We start from the raw sequence: 16,331 nt of genomic DNA on the forward strand, positions 1-16,331 counted from the left end.
GTGGCCCGCAGCGCGGGCCTATCGCAACAGTGTCTTACTTCTTATCGTCGTCTTTAACTTCTTCGAATTCAGCATCAACGACGTCGTCATCGGCGTTATTGCTGCCTGCATCGGCACCGCCTTCAGCACCGGCTGCGCCGGCTTTTGCCTGAGCGGCTTCCATCAGTTTGCTGGACGCCTGGATAAGCTCCTGGGTCTTCGCTTCGATTTCCGCCTTGTCTTCGCCCTTAGCGGCTGTCTCCAGCGCGCTCAGCGCTTCTTCGATAGGCTTCTTGTCGTCCTCAGACAGTGCATCGCCGACTTCTTCAAGCTGCTTACGGGTAGCGTGAATCATGCCATCAGCCTGGTTGCGGGTCTGCACCAGCTCTTCAAACTTCTTGTCCGCGTCTTTGTTGGCTTCCGCGTCAGCAACCATTTTTTCGACTTCTTCCTCGCTCAGACCAGACGACGCCTTGATGGTGATCTTCTGCTCTTTGCCGGTATCTTTGTCTTTCGCAGATACGTGCAGGATACCGTCGGCGTCAATGTCGAAGGTGACTTCGATTTGCGGTACGCCACGCGCAGCCGGACGAATACCTTCAAGGTTAAACTGACCCAGCGACTTGTTACCCTGCGCCTGCTTACGCTCACCCTGAAGTACATGTACGGTTACCGCAGACTGATTATCTTCCGCAGTCGAGAACGTCTGTGACTTCTTGGTCGGGATGGTGGTGTTTTTTTCAATCAGCACCGTCATCACACCGCCCATGGTTTCGATACCCAGCGACAATGGCGTTACGTCAAGCAGCAGTACGTCTTTAACGTCACCAGACAGTACACCGCCCTGGATAGCCGCACCAACTGCAACCGCTTCGTCAGGGTTCACGTCTTTACGTGGCTCTTTACCGAAGAACTCAGTCACGTACTTCTGTACCAGCGGCATACGCGTCTGACCACCTACCAGAATGATGTCGTTAACATCGCTGGCCGACAGGTCTGCATCCGCCAGGGCTTTTTTCACAGGCTCCAGTGAATTTTTCACCAGTTCTTCTACCAGCGACTCCAGCTTCGCACGCGTCAGTTTGATCGCAAGGTGCTTCGGACCTGACGCATCAGCAGTGATGTACGGCAGGTTAACCTCGGTCTGCTGTGAAGAAGACAGTTCAATTTTCGCTTTTTCACCGGCTTCCTTCAGACGCTGCATCGCAAGCGGATCTTTACGCAGGTCGATACCCTGATCTTTCTTAAACTCATCAACCAGGTAGGTAATGATACGGTTATCGAAGTCTTCACCACCTAAGTGAGTATCACCATTGGTTGCCAGTACTTCGAAGGTGTGCTCACCGTCAACTTCATCAATCTCGATGATTGAGATATCGAAAGTACCGCCACCTAAGTCATATACCGCAACAACGTTGTCGCCTTTCTTCTTGTCCATCCCATAGGCAAGGGCAGCAGCAGTCGGCTCGTTGATAATACGTTTAACTTCCAGACCCGCGATACGACCGGCATCTTTCGTTGCCTGACGCTGTGAGTCGTTGAAGTAAGCCGGTACGGTGATAACTGCACCGGTCACTTCCTCGCCCAGGTAGTCCTCGGCGGTCTTTTTCATTTTCTTCAGCACTTCAGCAGAAACCTGCGGTGGTGCCATTTTCTCGTCTTTGGCCTGTACCCACGCATCGCCATTATCTGCCTTAACAATCTTGTAAGGCATGATATCGATGTCACGCTGTACTTCTTTGTCTTCGAAACGACGACCAATCAGACGCTTAATCGCGAACAGGGTGTTTTCCGGGTTGGTCACTGCCTGACGTTTTGCAGACTGACCGACCAGAGTCTCACCGTCTTTGGTGTAAGCAATAATAGAAGGAGTTGTACGATCGCCTTCTGCATTTTCAATTACGCGAGGTTTGTCGCCGTCAAGGACCGCGACACAAGAATTGGTTGTACCTAAGTCGATACCAATGATTCTACCCATAACGTGTCTCCAAACTTTCTATAAATCTAAATCTGCAATTTTAGTGGGGTTATTTCCCCGACTTTTCAATAGCTGCCAGTAAAATTTATCTGGCAAATCGCCTGTTTACGCCTTGGTATCGACGCCACTTTCCGGCGCACGCGCTACCATTACCATGGCCGGACGTAACAGACGGCCGTTTAACTGATACCCTTTCTGCATCACAGCCATAACACTGTTTGGCTCGTGATCAGCACTTTCCTGCATCGACATAGCCTGATGCAGATCAGGGTTGAAGGCTTCACCCTGCGGATTAATAGGCGTTAATCCGAATTTTTCAATGGTCGACAGGAAGGTTTTTCTTGTCATGTCGACCCCTTCAAGCAATGGCTTGACCGCGTCATTGTCGGCGTCTGCCATTTCCAGGGCTCGTTCAAGGTTGTCCAGTACAGGCAACAATTCACCGGCAAAGCGCTCAAGCGCAAACTTGCGGGCTTTTTCCACTTCACTGTCGGCACGGCGACGGGCATTTTCCATCTCGGCACGCGCGCGTAGTACGCTGTCCTGCTGTTCCTTAATTGTGCTGTGCGCCTCTGACAAGGCCGTTTCCAGCTCATAAATACGTTGTGCGGTCTCATCCGCAGGCGCCTGTTCGGCACTGGTGTCCACGTTGTCTGCAGTCTCAGATTCTGCTGCTACGTTCGTGTCTTTGAGCTTCGCATCATCGTTATTGTCGTTTTGATGCGGTGCGTTACGCTCATCGCTCATGCCTACCTCCAAACCAGTTTTTTCTTGGGCAAATTGCTAACTGGGCTAATTAATGGGGGTGGTTTGTCAGGCTTCAAGTGTATCCACAATTTTTTTGTGGAATGACGTCAGAAGATGCGCTTTTTCGCCGGTTTATGATAGGGTAACAAGCTGTTTTCTCGGGCAATTACTATGTTAAGTATCTGGACTGTCGGCGTTATTGTCGCGCTTTATCTTGGGCTGCTTTTTTTGCTCGCCTTCTGGGGCGATAAGCGGCTGCGTGATAACAGGCAACATCCTGTGCTCTACAGCCTTGGACTGGGTGTTCACTGTACCTCCTGGGCGTTTTTCGGCACCACAACGCAGGCTGTTCAGTATGGCTGGGCGATTGTTCCAACTTATGCCGGTATTATGCTGGCCATGGCGTTTGCCTTCCCGGTCGTGCTGCGTATCAGCCGGCTGTGCCAGCAGCACAATATCAGTTCACTGCCTGATTTTATCAGCCTGCGTTACCGCCACTCACATTTACTGGCTGCACTCATTACCCTGCTCTGCTTTATCGGGGTTATTCCCTATATTGCCCTGCAGTTAGATGCGATAACCGAAAGCATAAACCTGATCACGCCATCCACCTCTGACAGCAGCAATACGGTGGGATTTTACGTAGCCGCCCTGATGGCCCTGTTTGCGATTTTGTTCGGTACCCGCACACTCAACCTGACCGATAAGCACCCGGGTCTGCTGCTGACCATTGCGGCAGAATCGGCAATAAAACTGATCGCGCTTTGTGTGGTTGGCATTTTCGTCTGTTACGAACTGTATGACGGTTTATTTGACCTGGTTGCCAAGGCAGGGCAGCACCCGCGCGGACGCGATGTGCTCTACGCCGATCCCGCCCCCTGGGTCTACCTGAGCCATGTTTTACTGGGCGTCTGTTCATTGTTTGTGCTTCCCCGCCAGTTCCATATGAACTTTGTTGAACTCAACGGTGAAGACGAACTGCGCACCGCCCGCTGGCTGTTCCCTCTGTACCTGCTGGGAATGACGGTGTTTCTGGTACCTATCGCGCTGGCAGGCAGTATGCTGCTGCCGGCTAGTGTCAAGTCGGACGCGTTTGTGCTGGCGCTGCCGTTGAGTACAGACAATCTTTCAGTCTCTGTGATTGCCTTTATTGGCGGACTGTCAGCGACAACCAGCATGGTTATTGTCGCCACCCTGGCGATGGGCATTATGATTGCCAATAACCTGATCACACCGGTGTGGCTGAAAGTTCGCCTGCGTCAGGGCACTGAAGCATCAATGAAAGCAGACAGCCTGCTCACGATACGCCGTCTTACCGTACTGGTGGTGCTCACGGTGGCATTCTGGTACCACCTTAATGTCAGTCAGTCTGCACCGCTAGTAAAAAGCGGGATCATTGCCATTGCCCTATTGTCGCAGTCGTTTCCTATTCTGATGTTTGGTCTTTACTGGCGCCGCAGTAACCGGCAGGCCGCGCAACTGGCGCTGCTTGCCGGTTTCAGTTGCTGGGTCTACTGGCTGCTCTACCCCAGTGTGATGTCGAGTTACTATTTCAACCCGCCGCCGTCTGATGGTGAACTGGGCCTTGGGTTTATTTACTCTCTCGCGCTCAACTGCCTGGTGTTTATTGTAGTCGCGCTGCTGACATCCAAACCACAACCCGGTGATATAACAGACAGTCACGATAACAATGAACAAAGTCTGGCGCTGTCGGTCAGGATCAGCGACCTGATTGCGCTGACCGCCAAAGTGCTGGATAAACGGGACCAGGATGCACTGGTCAGTCAGCTATCGGTCGACGTGGATCAGTACAGCCAGGCCTATGCCAGCCATGCGCTGCTGGCCCGTGCCGAAAAAATGCTTGCGGCACAGGTGGGTACGCCCAGTGCGCGCATTCTGCTCGGCGCCATTGCCGATACCCGAAAAGACACCATGCTCGATCTGGTTGAATGGGTGGAAGAGGCGTCGCAGTCGTTTCAGTTTAATCACGAAGTACTGCAATCGTCGGTACAGCATATCGAGCAGGGAATTTCGGTACTGGACGACAAACTCTGCCTGCTGGCCTGGAACGAACGCTATGTGGAACTGTTCCGCTACCCCCGCGGGTTCCTGAAGGCCGGCATGCCAATAGAGACATTACTGACCTACAATGCGGAGCGGGGACTGCTGGGTAACGTCGATGATGTGGCGCAGGAAATTCACAAGCGTATTTCGTTTATGCGCGGCGGCAGCCGGTATAAATATGTGCGCAAGCAGCCTGACGGCAAGGTCATAGAACTGAACGGCAGCCCACTGCCAGGCGGTGGCTATGTCACCACCTACACCGACATCACTGAATACATTGCGATTCAGGATGCACTTGAAAAGTCGAAAGAGGAACTTGAGGCGCGCGTCGCCGAGCGTACAGAAGCACTGCAGCACGCTAAACTGGATGCCGACCGCGCAAACGAAAGTAAAACCAAATTCCTGGCCGCTGCCGGACATGATCTGATGCAGCCTTTTAATGCGGCCACATTGTTCGCTTCCATGCTGGCACAAAAAACCGCCAATACGGATCTGGCGAGCCTGTCTGAAGGGGTTGTCACGTCACTCAACAGCGCAGAGAGCCTGCTGACCATGCTGCTGGATATGACCAAGCTGGAATCTGGTGTGCTGACCCCGGAACTATCCCAATTCGCTATTGACGATGTGCTGGCGCCACTGGTACGCGAATTTTCACTGATTGCCGGGCAAAAAGGCCTCGCATTACGTTATGTGCCGACCGGTGTGATTGTTCGGTCTGATAAGAAACTGCTCAGGCGTATTATTCAGAACCTGCTGTCGAATGCCATCCGTTACACCCAGACGGGCGGTGTGCTGATTGGGGTTCGTCGAGCGCGCGCAGGCCAGGCTCACGTTTGTGTTTATGATACCGGGCCGGGCATTGCTGCTCACCAGCAGGCAGAGATCTTTAATGAATTTCATCAGCTCGACAAACAAAAGAGTCAACAGGGGCTCGGGCTGGGATTAACCATTGTTGAGCGGATCAGCGATCTGTTGGGTCATCCTGTTGGGCTGAATTCCGTCATGCAGCACGGCACGGTGTTCCGCGTCACACTGCCTCGTTGTGCACGCGCCTCCAGCTCGCGTGCTGCCGCGCACTCGTCAGGCCCAAGTTCGTCAGCCCTGCTGGCCAACAAAACTGTCCTGTTACTGGAGAATGACGAGCAAATCATCCGCGCCATGCGGTTGTTGCTGGAAGACTGGGGCGCACGGGTGATTACGGCCGCTGATGAGAACCAGGCGGTTTCACGCTGTCCGACTGCACCGGATCTGCTGATTGCTGATTTTCATCTTGATCACGATGAAACCGGTATCGACGTGACCGACGCACTTCGCTCGCAGTGGCAGAAGCTCGTTCCCGGTATTCTGATCACAGCAAACCGCAGCGAAGGAATACGCGAGCAGGCTGCCCGCCATGATTTATTATACCTTCCAAAACCGGTAAAACCGGCGGCACTGAAACGCCTGATCAAACGGGAAATGATATTTTTACAGGCCTGAACGGCTTTGCTCCAGCTTATTGAGGATACGATTTCCTCCCACCAATTACTTCTGCCCAATATTTGACCAAAATCAAAGCAGGTTGTGTGCTTTTCCGCTTTACTTAATAAAGGCGCTGATAAACTGCGATGGTGTTCTGCGACCCGCTCTTGAGAACACGCTGTCACGCTACTTATCTTCTTTATTCTCAAGATATGCGGAGGACAACATGCTCTCATTTCTGCAACCGTCCGGCGTCGGGGAGGCGCGGTAGATTATGGTCACACATCCTGCCTCACTCACCGATGCAATTGACAACACCCTGGTGCTTATTCTTGCCGGCGGACAGGGTAGTCGTCTGAAAGCCCTTACCCGGTCCCGCGCCAAACCCGCCGTAGAATTTGGCGGCCACAGCCGGCTTATCGATTTTACGTTGTCTAACTGTATCAACTCCGGCTTCAACCGAATTGGGGTCATTACCCAGTATCAGTCCCAATGTCTCATCCGTCACCTGATGAAAAACTGGGGGCATATCAATCATCACTTTGACGGCTGCCTGGACATTCTTCCGGCCTACTCCGCGACAGTCAAAGAAGGTTATACCGGCACGGCTGATGCCTGTTTTAAAAACAGCGACTACATCAGAAACAGCAAAGCGCGCTATGTGCTTATTTTATCCGGTGATCATATTTATCAGATGGATTACCGCAAACTGCTGCAAACCCACCTTCACCAGCAGGCAGATATGACCGTTTCCTGTATCGAGGTCCCCTGCCCTGATGCCGCCAATAAGCTTGGGGTGGTGTGCACCGATGCAGAAAGCCAGCTTATCGGCTTTCATGAAAAGCCGGATATCCCCTGCGAGATAAAAAACATGCCTGGCTACAGCCTGGCCTCAATGGGCATATATCTGTTCACTGCCGACTACCTGCTGAGCAGCCTGAAAGAAGATGCGCTTGACTGCACATCCGCACACGATTTTGGAAAAAATGTGATCCCGGAGCAACTTGGAAAAGCCCGCGTGATTGCACACCGCTTTCGGGGTAAAGATAATCGCATTACGCCCTACTGGCGCGATGTCGGTACCCTTGATTCCTACTGGCAGGCGCATATGGATTTGTTTAACAGCACCTCGCCATATTGCCCGGACGATGACAACTGGCCATTATGGGGAGCGGCGGCCAACGCGCACAGTACGCGGATCCAGCATGGTCAGTGTCAGCTGTCTGACGTCATTCTTGGTGCCGGATGCGAACTTCAGTCCTGTACCCTGACGCGCACGGTGATGAGTGCCGGTTGCCGGATTGGTCAGGACAGTGCGCTGGATGCCTGCATTCTTCTGCCAAACGTAACAATTGGCAACGCCGTTACGCTCAATCAGGTCATTGTCGACCGTGATTGTGTGGTTCCCGATGACACTCGAATACTGTCAGCGGGCCACGCACGCGAGCTGGGCCTGACGGTCACCGACAACGGAGTGGTATTGCTGACCCAGCATGACATCCAGCGCAATGCTGCGTTTGCCCGGCTTCCGCGGTTTGGCTAATGAGTGAAGATAATAGCGCGTTTACTCCGTACCCATCAGGTTGCGAAAAACCACCCCTGCTTTGGTACGGTTGATTACGCCCAGTTTTTTGAGCACGGCAGAAACATGCTGTTTGACGGTAGATTCGGAAATTGCCAGTTCGTAGGCAATCTGCTTGTTAAGCAGACCGTCTGACAGCATGCGCAGCACCTTCAGCTGATGCGGCGTCAGCTGTGACAGTCGCTGTGCAATCAGCTGTTCTTCCTCAGATGCATACACGCTGATACTGGCATCGAACCCTTCCGGCAGCCATTGCTCGCCGTCCAGCACCTGGTTAACCGCCGCTTCAATGGTCTCAACCGACGACGACTTCGGAATGTAGCCGCTGGCCCCCAAATCCATTGCTTTTCTTATCAGTACCGGCTCTTCGTGTGCTGACACAATCACAACCAGTACATCGCTGAACTGACTGCGGATCTCGCTCAGGCCGGTCAGCCCGTCATTACCGGGCATATTAACATCGAGAAACACCAGCTCCACATCGGTATGCTCAGCAAGCATCGCCATGGCATCGTCAACTGTGGCGGCTTCCAGCGTCTCAGGCCCCGTGATATCGGTCAGCGCTGAGCGCATGGCAGCCCGGAACAGCGGGTGGTCATCGGCAATAAGTACTTTCACGTCCATAGCGGTATGGCTTGTTACTGCAGTGTTAAACAATCCTGTGGACGATGTTAATCCAAAGCGTTCGCTGTTGAAAGGAACAATCAGACAGGAAAGACAGGGCACCATAAAAAAACGCCGGGATGTCCCGGCGTTGTCTTACTGATGAAAGGGCTATCAGAAGCGATAACCCACGGTCAGGTGAATGGTACGTGGATCGCCGTAGTAGCCAATCAGCGTGGTATCGCCACCCAGACCCGGGCCATAGCCACCGTCTTCTGTACGGGTAACAAAGTCGTAGCCACCAACCAGATACTCTTCGTCCGTCAGGTTCTTACCATGCAGACCGGCATACCAGTGACCGTCATGGCTTTCCCAGCGAACGCTCAGGTTAACCATACCGTAGGAGTCCTGCTCCAGCAGATCGCTGGTTTCAAACAACAGGTAGTCATCACGGTAGTAGTAGTTGGCGTTGAAGATAAAGTCACCCCAGTCTGATTCCAGCAGGTAGTTGGCACCAAAGTTAAAGGTGTTTTCCGGCGTATTGGACAGACCAATCAGTGGCGGTACGGCGTTGTTCTTCTTGATTTCAAAGTCAATGAAACCGTAAGCCACATCAAACTTCAGATTTTCAGTAGCAACCCAGGTCATTTCCACTTCAACGCCATCTGCCGCGGTTTCTGCCGCGTTACGCAGACGCTGATCCAGCGCCGTCGGGTCAGACAGGTCGCCTTCAATACCAATGTACTGACGGTCTTTGTGATCATAACTGAACAGGGTGACGTTCAGACGAAGCGCGTCGGTCAGGTCGCTCTTCATACCCAGCTCGTAACTGTCTACAATTTCAGGATCCACACCCGGCTCATTGGTGGTAGCTCGCGGGTTAAACGTTCCCGATTTAAAGCCCTGCGAGTAACTGGCGAAGAACATTGTATCGCGGTCCATCTGGTATTCTACGCCAACACGCGGTGTGAAGCGCGACCAGCTCTGTTTTGCCGGAGCATCCAGCATGCCGTCACCGTCCGTATCACTACCCAGCACCTGAGGCACTAACTGTCCATCCGGACGAACATAGCCCGGGATCCAGCCGGTAGACGGATAGGTATTCGCGAAAATCAGGCCGTTGTTAACGAACGCAGTCTTTTCTTCGTCAGTGTAACGGGCACCAACGGACAGTGACCACTGTTCATTAATGTCGTAGTTCACCTGGGTATATGCCGCCCAGCTTTCTGAATTATTACAGCCGGTCACTTCACGGGTCAGGCCGGGAGCACCAAGTGCGACACCCAGTACGCCCAGTACCGCGTCGAAATTACCGCAGGATTCACCGTCATAGAAATACAGACCGGATACCACCGAGAAGTCTTCACCAAAGTAATTAGCCTGAAGCTCATGGGTATCGTTGCTATCATCGTACTCTGCCGGCACGTCAAAAATTGGCAGCTGAGTGTTGTCAAAATCAATGTTGGTCGGTGAATAGCTTTCACGGTGTGAGCCAATGTATTTCAGCTCAAGATTCGGATTCACATTGTAACGAACCAGCCAGTTATAGCCTTCCAGTTCCACCTTGTTCCAGGTTGGCAGGCTGGTATAGGAATCGTAGACAGAGTCAGGTACCGGTGCATCCGTCAGCAGGCTTGGCAGCAGACGGTAACCGCCTTTGGCATTCGACTTATCTTCGGTTTTATCCCAGCCGATACGGAAAAACAGGTCGTCGGTGGGATGCACTTCCAGCGTCACACGTGCTGCCCACAGATCTTTGTTGTAGTTCTCGCGGTCCTGATCGGGCAGCGCAGAAATCAGGTACTCACCAAAGCCATCACGGTTCAGGTCAGCATAGCCTACGCCCAGATACACCGTATCCTCAACCAGCGGGTACTGCCCCGTCAGTTTGACATCACGCTGGTTGTAGCTACCCACGGTAGCTTCAACATTCATTTGTGCGTCGCCTGACATTTCCTTGGTGACATATTTCACTGCACCACCAATGGTGTTTTTACCGTACAGGGTACCCTGCGGGCCACGCAGTACTTCAATACGCTGCACATCCAGCAGGTCAAGCACCGCACCCTGAGGACGCGCGATGTACACATCATCAACATAAATACCAACACCCGGCTCATAACCCCAGAGCGGATCCTGCTGACCAAGACCACGGATGAAGGCGGTCAGTGTAGAGTTTGTACCCCGGCTGGTTTGCAGCGTGGTATTTGGCGAGAATTGCTGTACTTCGGTAATGACAGCAATGCCCTTCTCGCCCAGTTCAGCAGCGCCAAGCGAGGTAATGGCTACCGGCGTTTCCTGAAGTGATTCAACCGTACGACGGGCAGTAACTTCAATGCGTTCAAGCTTGCCTTTCTGGTTTTCTTCAGCGGCGGCCTGGTTGTCCTGAGCCAGCGCCATGGGCGAACCAATGCACGCGGCGGCCACAGCAGCAGCGCACAGTGAGCGGGTAAAGAGATGCGATGTTGTGTTCGAAATTGACATAATATGTCCCTGTTATTGTAAATATTGACTATCGGGTTCATGCCTGCGGTCGACATTTACTCTAGGGCAGTTTCCTTTTAGCGTATGTAGTACCATCGTACTATGGGCAATATGACACGCTAACGCCACAATTAGCGGCAACCCAAAAGATCTGCGGTCACAGATTTTTGCAAGGAAACCATTATGTTAAGTATGTTTGGATTAATTGGCGGCCTGCTGCTTCTGATCCTGTTGACCATTCGCGGCATGAACCTGTTCATTGCCGCGCCACTGTGTGCGCTGCTGGTTGCCCTGACCAACGGGCTGCCGGTTTTCATCGGCGACACCAACTTTGTGGCCACCTACATGAACGGATTTACCGGCTTCATTGCGGCCTGGTTTTTCATGTTTTTGCTGGGCGCGTTATTCGGTAAATTTATGGAAGATACCGGTGCGGCCGACTCGGTGGCCCGCTGGATCATCAGTAAAATAGGCTTTAAACAGGCGGTGCTTGCCGTTGTGCTGGCCTGCGCCATCCTGACCTATGGCGGTGTCAGCGTGTTTGTGGTGGCGTTCTCCGTTTATCCCATGGCGGTCAGCCTGTTTAAGGATGCCAACCTGCCGCGCCGGTTTATTCCCGCCGCGATGGCGTTTGGTTCGGTCACATTCACCATGACCTCTGCCGGCTCACCGGAAATTCAGAACTGGATCCCGATTAAATACCTGGGCACCTCGCCCTTTGCTGCGTGGGAAGTCAGCCTGGTGGTGGCGGTCTTTATGGCGCTGTTCGGCTACTGGTGGCTGCGCCGGATGATCAATAAGGCAGTTGCCAATGGCGAGCACTTTGAGGCCCGCGACAGCGACCCGGTGATTGCCGAACGCGACTACCCCCACCCGTTCACCGGGATCCTGCCGCTGATTGTGGTACTGGTACTCTCATTTACGCTGCACGAGGCACTGGCACAGCTGGCGCTGATTGTTGCGCTGAGCGGTGGCGTGCTGAGCCTTCTGCTGATTAATTTCCGTTACTTTCATAGTCTGGGTAATGCGGTCAATATGGGTACCACCGGCGCATTGGTCGCCATCGGTAATACCGCAGCGGTGGTTGGATTTGGCGCGATTGCCAAAGAAACCATGGCATTTCAGGATACCGTGGCACTGATGACACAGATTCCCGGCAACGAGTTGATTGGCGCCGCGATTGCTGTGAGCGTGATTGCCGGCCTTACCGGGTCCGCATCGGGTGGTCAGGCAATTGCCCTGCCGCTTGTTGGCCCGCACTATCTGGATCAGGGCGTTGAACCGGAACAACTGCACCGGATTGTGTCTATCTCATCGGGCGCGCTCGATTCCCTGCCCCACAACGGCTATGTAGTTACCACCATTCGGGCTATCTGTCATGAAACCCATAAAGCCGCCTACGCTGCTGTGGGTGCACTGACGGTAGTTGTGCCCGTCATTGGGCTGGCGATGGCCATTGGGCTGTTTAGTCTGTTTGGATAGAGGTTGTGATGACACGCATTATTTCTGTACTGTTTTTCCTGCTGGCTACCTGCGGTGTGGCAGCGGACGACGCCGTACTGCTTACGCAAAAACAGGTGTTTGAGATGGACAGCTACACCACGTTTGGCGGCAAAACCATCGCTCCTGTGCGGGTTGGCTGGGAAAGTTACGGCACACTGAATGAAAACAAAGATAACGTGATCCTGATCACGCATTACTTTTCAGGCACCTCACACGCCGCCGGCAAATACCACCCCGACGACGCGGCTGCGGGCTACTGGGATGCGATTATCGGGCCGGGCAAAGCCATCGACACCAACACGTATTTTGTGATCAGTGTGGATACCCTGGTCAATCTTAATGCCTACGATGAGCATGTTATTACCACCGGCCCCGCCAGCATTAATCCGGCAACAGGCAAGCCCTATGGCACCGATTTCCCGGTTGTCACCATTCGCGATTTTGTGAATGTGCAAAAGGCCTTACTGGAATCATTAGGTATCAGCAAACTGCATGCCGTGGTTGGCCCGTCGATGGGGTCGATGCAGGCCATTGAATGGGCCAGTGCCTACCCCGACTGGGTAGAACGCATGGTATCGGTGATCGGAACCGGCGAAAGTGATGCCTGGACCACCGCAGCGTTGTCGCAGTGGGGCGCGCCGATCCGTCTTGATCCAAACTGGAAACAGGGACACTACACCCGTGATGATGCGCCCGTTACCGGGCTGGTCAATGCGCTGATGATGATCACGCAGCATGCCCTGTATCCTGACTTTTTCAACCAGCAGGGCGAGAGCCTGAATTACCAGGCCGTGGAAGCGGCACCACTTGAGAGTATCTTCAGCCAGCACTCCATTGTGACCTGGTTACGTGACCGCGCCGAAGCACGCGCCGCCAAGATGGACGCCAACCACCTGCTCTACCTGGTCAGAGCCTGTCAGCTGTTTGTCACCGGACACGGCGGCAATCTGGAACAAGGCCTGAAGCGCATTAAAGCCCGCACTCTCTTTATGCCTGCCACCACCGACCTGCTGCTGATGCCTTATCTGTCGCGTGATGCGCACACCAGGCTGAATACGCTCGGAAATCAGAGCGACTATATCGAATTAACCGGCTCGCTGGGTCACCTTGAAGGTGTGCTCGATGTTGCCGAACAGGCAAAGCGTCTGCGGACTTTTTTAGCGAATTAATCAACAAGGACACCAACCATGGCCTTTTTAAAATCTGTTCTGGCGAGCGGCTGTCTCACACTGAGTGCGACCGCAATGGCTCAGCTACCCGACGCCCCACCGCTTAATCTGCAGCTGGATAACATCACTGTCTCCGGATTGTCCTCGGGAGGTTACATGGCCACGCAGTATCACCTGGCCAACAGTGATCGGGTGACAGGTGCGGCTATCATCTCAGCCGGCCCTTACTACTGCGGACAGAATGATATCACGACGGCCCTTAGTCAGTGTGTGAACAAGACAGACGCGCCAATCGACCTGCCAGCCCTGTCTGCCCGGGCCAGCGAGTGGGCTGCCGAGGGCAAACTGCCGTCACTGGACAATCTAAAAGGTAGTAAAGTCTGGTTACTTCACGGCACGCTGGACACCAAAATTACCCGACAGGCCGCCGACCTGCTGGCGCAGCAATACCGGGAATGGGCCGGAGAGGATGCGGTGCGCTATATCAGCGACAAGCCGTTTGCTCACCTCTTCCCGACGCAGGACAAGGGCACAGACTGCATGACGTCTGAAGCTCCGTTCATCGGTAACTGCGACTATGACGCTGCCGGCGAACTGTTAACGTTTTTGCTGGACGATCTGACGCCACCGGATGACACACAAACCGGCGCACTTATGCAATTTAATCAGACCCGGCTTGCCGGTGAGAATGGCAAAACACTGGCCGAGCTGGGCTATGTGTATGTACCCGAGAATTGTGCAGAAGGCGATGCCTGTCGTGTCCACATCAGCTTTCACGGCTGTAACCAGTACGCGGGCGCAGTCGGTACAGCCTACGCCGAGCAAACCGGCCTGAATCGCTGGGCCGATGATAACAGCCTGGTAGTGGTTTACCCGCAAACCAGAAAGTCGCTGTTTATGCCACTTAACCCGCAGGGTTGCTGGGACTGGTGGGGCTATACCGGTGACAACTACGCCACAAAGGACGGCGTCCAGATAAAAGCAATCACGGCCATTGTTAACGGCCTCAACCACGTCAATATAAAGGATAACTAACCGTATGTCGTACCATGTACTGATTACCGGGGCCGCCAGCGGCATTGGTCTTGGCATTGCAGAAAAGCTGTGTGATGTCGGACACACCATTATTGTCGCAGACATCAACCAACAGGCTGCACAGCAGGCAGCTGACAGCCTGATTGCCCGTGGCGGCAAGGCAAAAGCGGTTGCCGTGGATGTGTGTGATGCCGAAAAAATTCATGCAATGCGGGACGCACTCGGCGATACGCCCGTCGACATTCTTATCAACAATGCGGGTATTCAGCACGTCGAGAAGATTGACACGTTTCCGCCGCAAAAGTGGCAACAGCTTATCAACATCATGCTGGTAGGCCCTGCACTGCTGACCCAGGCGTTTTTACCGGGCATGCGGGCGCGTAACTTTGGCCGTATCATTAATGTCGGCTCTATTCATTCGGTGGTCGCCTCCCCTTACAAATCAGCCTATGTCGCTGCAAAACATGGCTTGTTAGGGTTTGCCAAGACCGTCGCGCTGGAAACCGGCGACTGTGATGTCACCATTAACACGCTGTGTCCGGCGTATGTAAAAACGCCGCTGGTTGAACAGCAAATTGCCGCACAGGCAAAAGAGAACAACCTCACAGAGGAAGAGGTAGTGAACAAAATTATGCTGGAGCCGATGCCGAAAAAGCAGTTTATCAGCGTGGAGGAACTGGCCGACACCGCAGCGTTTCTGATTTCACCTGCAGCCCGCAACATTACCGGTCAGACGATTATACTGGATGGCGGCTGGACAGCCCGCTAAGCCAGTGCTTTTCAAATCTGCAATACCTGTGCTAATGTCCGACACATTGTGTTTTGGACATTAGCGCGTTATGCCCTATCAAACCGTTGGCCTGATTGGTAAGCCACAGCACGCAGGCACTCACGACAGCCTGAAAATTCTGACTGAATTTCTGACTCAGCGAGGCTGTACGATTCTTGTCGAAGAGTCGCTGGGAAATGATCTTGGCGAAACCCGTTATACCCTCTGTGATTTGGTCACCATTGGCCGCGAGGCCGACCTTGCCGTGGTGATTGGGGGTGACGGCAGTATGCTGGGTGCCGCGCGGGTACTTGCTCGTTTCGACATTCACGTGGTTGGCGTAAACCGCGGAAACCTGGGTTTTCTTACCGATATTAATCCCGATGACATCTGTGAACAGATGGCGCTGATCTTTGACGGCGACTGTGTGGTTGAACAACGCTTTTTGCTGGAAGTCGGCGTGTACCGCCATGATAAGCTCAAAAGCAGCAATGCGGCAGTAAACGAAGTGGTGCTGCACCATGGCAAAGTCGCGCACATGATGGAGTTTGAGATCTACATCGACGGCCAGTTTGTGTTCAGCCAGCGCTCAGACGGACTGATTGTTGCCACGCCGACCGGTTCCACCGCGTATTCTCTGTCGGGTGGCGGCCCCATTATTATGCCGCACCTTGACGCACTGACGCTGGTTCCGATGTTTCCGCATACCCTCAGCAGCCGCCCCATAGTCGTCGATGCCAACAGCACCGTGTCGATGCGGGTATCGAAAGTCAACAGTGATTCACTGCAGGTCAGCTGTGACAGCCATATTGTGCTGCCGGTGCTGCCCGGTGACGAGATCCAGGTCAGTAAAAGCAGTGAAAAACTGTCGCTGGTGCACCCTAAGGGGTACAGCTATTTTACGGTGCTGCGGAACAAGCTCGGCTGGGGTAGTAAGTTGTATTAACGATTTTCACC

The 16,331-nt window shown here is 53.5% G+C and carries 11 protein-coding genes; 7 read left to right on the top strand and 4 right to left on the bottom strand.

The window, feature by feature from the left end; genetic code table 11:
* Window positions 1-34 precede the first annotated feature (34 nt).
* Together dnaK and grpE are read right to left on the bottom strand one after the other, a co-directional pair.
* Complete coding sequence (gene dnaK / locus AB1N33_RS09185; RefSeq protein WP_411271247.1) at window positions 35-1,957, bottom strand: molecular chaperone DnaK; 1,923 nt, start codon at window positions 1,955-1,957, stop codon at window positions 35-37.
* 105 nt (window positions 1,958-2,062) lie between these two features.
* Window positions 2,063-2,704, bottom strand: a complete 642-nt coding sequence (gene grpE / locus AB1N33_RS09190; RefSeq protein WP_411271248.1) for a nucleotide exchange factor GrpE — start codon at window positions 2,702-2,704, stop codon at window positions 2,063-2,065.
* A 171-nt stretch (window positions 2,705-2,875) separates the two neighbouring features.
* On the opposite strand from grpE, the gene AB1N33_RS09195 reads away from it, so the two are divergent.
* Window positions 2,876-6,247: a PAS domain-containing hybrid sensor histidine kinase/response regulator gene (locus tag AB1N33_RS09195; protein ID WP_411271249.1), complete on the top strand. Its 3,372-nt coding sequence runs from the start codon at window positions 2,876-2,878 to the stop codon at window positions 6,245-6,247.
* Between the two features lie 256 nt (window positions 6,248-6,503).
* A complete protein-coding gene (locus tag AB1N33_RS09200) occupies window positions 6,504-7,772 on the top strand; it encodes a sugar phosphate nucleotidyltransferase (RefSeq protein ID WP_411271250.1) in 1,269 nt (422 codons plus the stop codon).
* 21 nt (window positions 7,773-7,793) lie between these two features.
* Here AB1N33_RS09200 and AB1N33_RS09205 read toward each other — a convergent pair whose 3' ends face one another.
* On the bottom strand, window positions 7,794-8,435 hold the full coding sequence (locus AB1N33_RS09205) for a response regulator transcription factor (RefSeq protein ID WP_411271251.1): 642 nt from the start codon (window positions 8,433-8,435) through the stop codon (window positions 7,794-7,796).
* Window positions 8,436-8,588: 153 nt separating this feature from the next.
* Window positions 8,589-10,898, bottom strand: a complete 2,310-nt coding sequence (locus AB1N33_RS09210) for a TonB-dependent receptor (RefSeq protein WP_411271252.1) — start codon at window positions 10,896-10,898, stop codon at window positions 8,589-8,591.
* Between the two features lie 183 nt (window positions 10,899-11,081).
* Here AB1N33_RS09210 and AB1N33_RS09215 point away from each other — a divergent pair, with 183 nt between their 5' ends.
* The 5 genes from AB1N33_RS09215 (at window position 11,082) to nadK (ending at window position 16,320) form a co-directional block, all read left to right on the top strand.
* Complete coding sequence (locus tag AB1N33_RS09215) at window positions 11,082-12,380, top strand: GntP family permease (RefSeq protein ID WP_411271253.1); 1,299 nt, start codon at window positions 11,082-11,084, stop codon at window positions 12,378-12,380.
* A gap of 8 nt (window positions 12,381-12,388) precedes the next feature.
* Window positions 12,389-13,570 carry an E22 family MetX-like putative esterase gene (locus AB1N33_RS09220; RefSeq protein WP_411271254.1) on the top strand — a complete coding sequence of 394 codons (1,182 nt, stop codon included), beginning with the start codon at window positions 12,389-12,391 and terminating at the stop codon, window positions 13,568-13,570.
* Between the two features lie 18 nt (window positions 13,571-13,588).
* Entirely contained in the window at window positions 13,589-14,605 is a 1,017-nt protein-coding gene (locus AB1N33_RS09225; RefSeq protein ID WP_411271255.1) for an extracellular catalytic domain type 2 short-chain-length polyhydroxyalkanoate depolymerase, read from the top strand.
* Window positions 14,606-14,609: 4 nt separating this feature from the next.
* A complete protein-coding gene (locus AB1N33_RS09230) occupies window positions 14,610-15,374 on the top strand; it encodes a 3-hydroxybutyrate dehydrogenase (protein WP_411271256.1) in 765 nt (254 codons plus the stop codon).
* Window positions 15,375-15,444: 70 nt separating this feature from the next.
* Window positions 15,445-16,320: an NAD(+) kinase gene (nadK, locus tag AB1N33_RS09235; protein WP_411271257.1), complete on the top strand. Its 876-nt coding sequence runs from the start codon at window positions 15,445-15,447 to the stop codon at window positions 16,318-16,320.
* Window positions 16,321-16,331: the final 11 nt, after the last annotated feature.

The sequence above is a fragment of the Alteromonas nitratireducens genome (assembly GCF_040812025.1).
In the GTDB taxonomy this organism is placed as follows: Bacteria; Pseudomonadota; Gammaproteobacteria; order Enterobacterales; family Alteromonadaceae; genus Alteromonas; species Alteromonas nitratireducens.

Coding starts and splice junctions, on each gene's coding strand:
- dnaK (WP_411271247.1), bottom strand. CDS start 1,957: ATGGGTAGAATCATTGGTATCGACTTAGGTACAACCAATTCTTGTGTC.
- grpE (WP_411271248.1), bottom strand. CDS start 2,704: ATGAGCGATGAGCGTAACGCACCGCATCAAAACGACAATAACGATGAT.
- AB1N33_RS09195 (WP_411271249.1), top strand. CDS start 2,876: ATGTTAAGTATCTGGACTGTCGGCGTTATTGTCGCGCTTTATCTTGGG.
- AB1N33_RS09200 (WP_411271250.1), top strand. CDS start 6,504: ATGGTCACACATCCTGCCTCACTCACCGATGCAATTGACAACACCCTG.
- AB1N33_RS09205 (WP_411271251.1), bottom strand. CDS start 8,435: ATGGACGTGAAAGTACTTATTGCCGATGACCACCCGCTGTTCCGGGCT.
- AB1N33_RS09210 (WP_411271252.1), bottom strand. CDS start 10,898: ATGTCAATTTCGAACACAACATCGCATCTCTTTACCCGCTCACTGTGC.
- AB1N33_RS09215 (WP_411271253.1), top strand. CDS start 11,082: ATGTTAAGTATGTTTGGATTAATTGGCGGCCTGCTGCTTCTGATCCTG.
- AB1N33_RS09220 (WP_411271254.1), top strand. CDS start 12,389: ATGACACGCATTATTTCTGTACTGTTTTTCCTGCTGGCTACCTGCGGT.
- AB1N33_RS09225 (WP_411271255.1), top strand. CDS start 13,589: ATGGCCTTTTTAAAATCTGTTCTGGCGAGCGGCTGTCTCACACTGAGT.
- AB1N33_RS09230 (WP_411271256.1), top strand. CDS start 14,610: ATGTCGTACCATGTACTGATTACCGGGGCCGCCAGCGGCATTGGTCTT.
- nadK (WP_411271257.1), top strand. CDS start 15,445: ATGCCCTATCAAACCGTTGGCCTGATTGGTAAGCCACAGCACGCAGGC.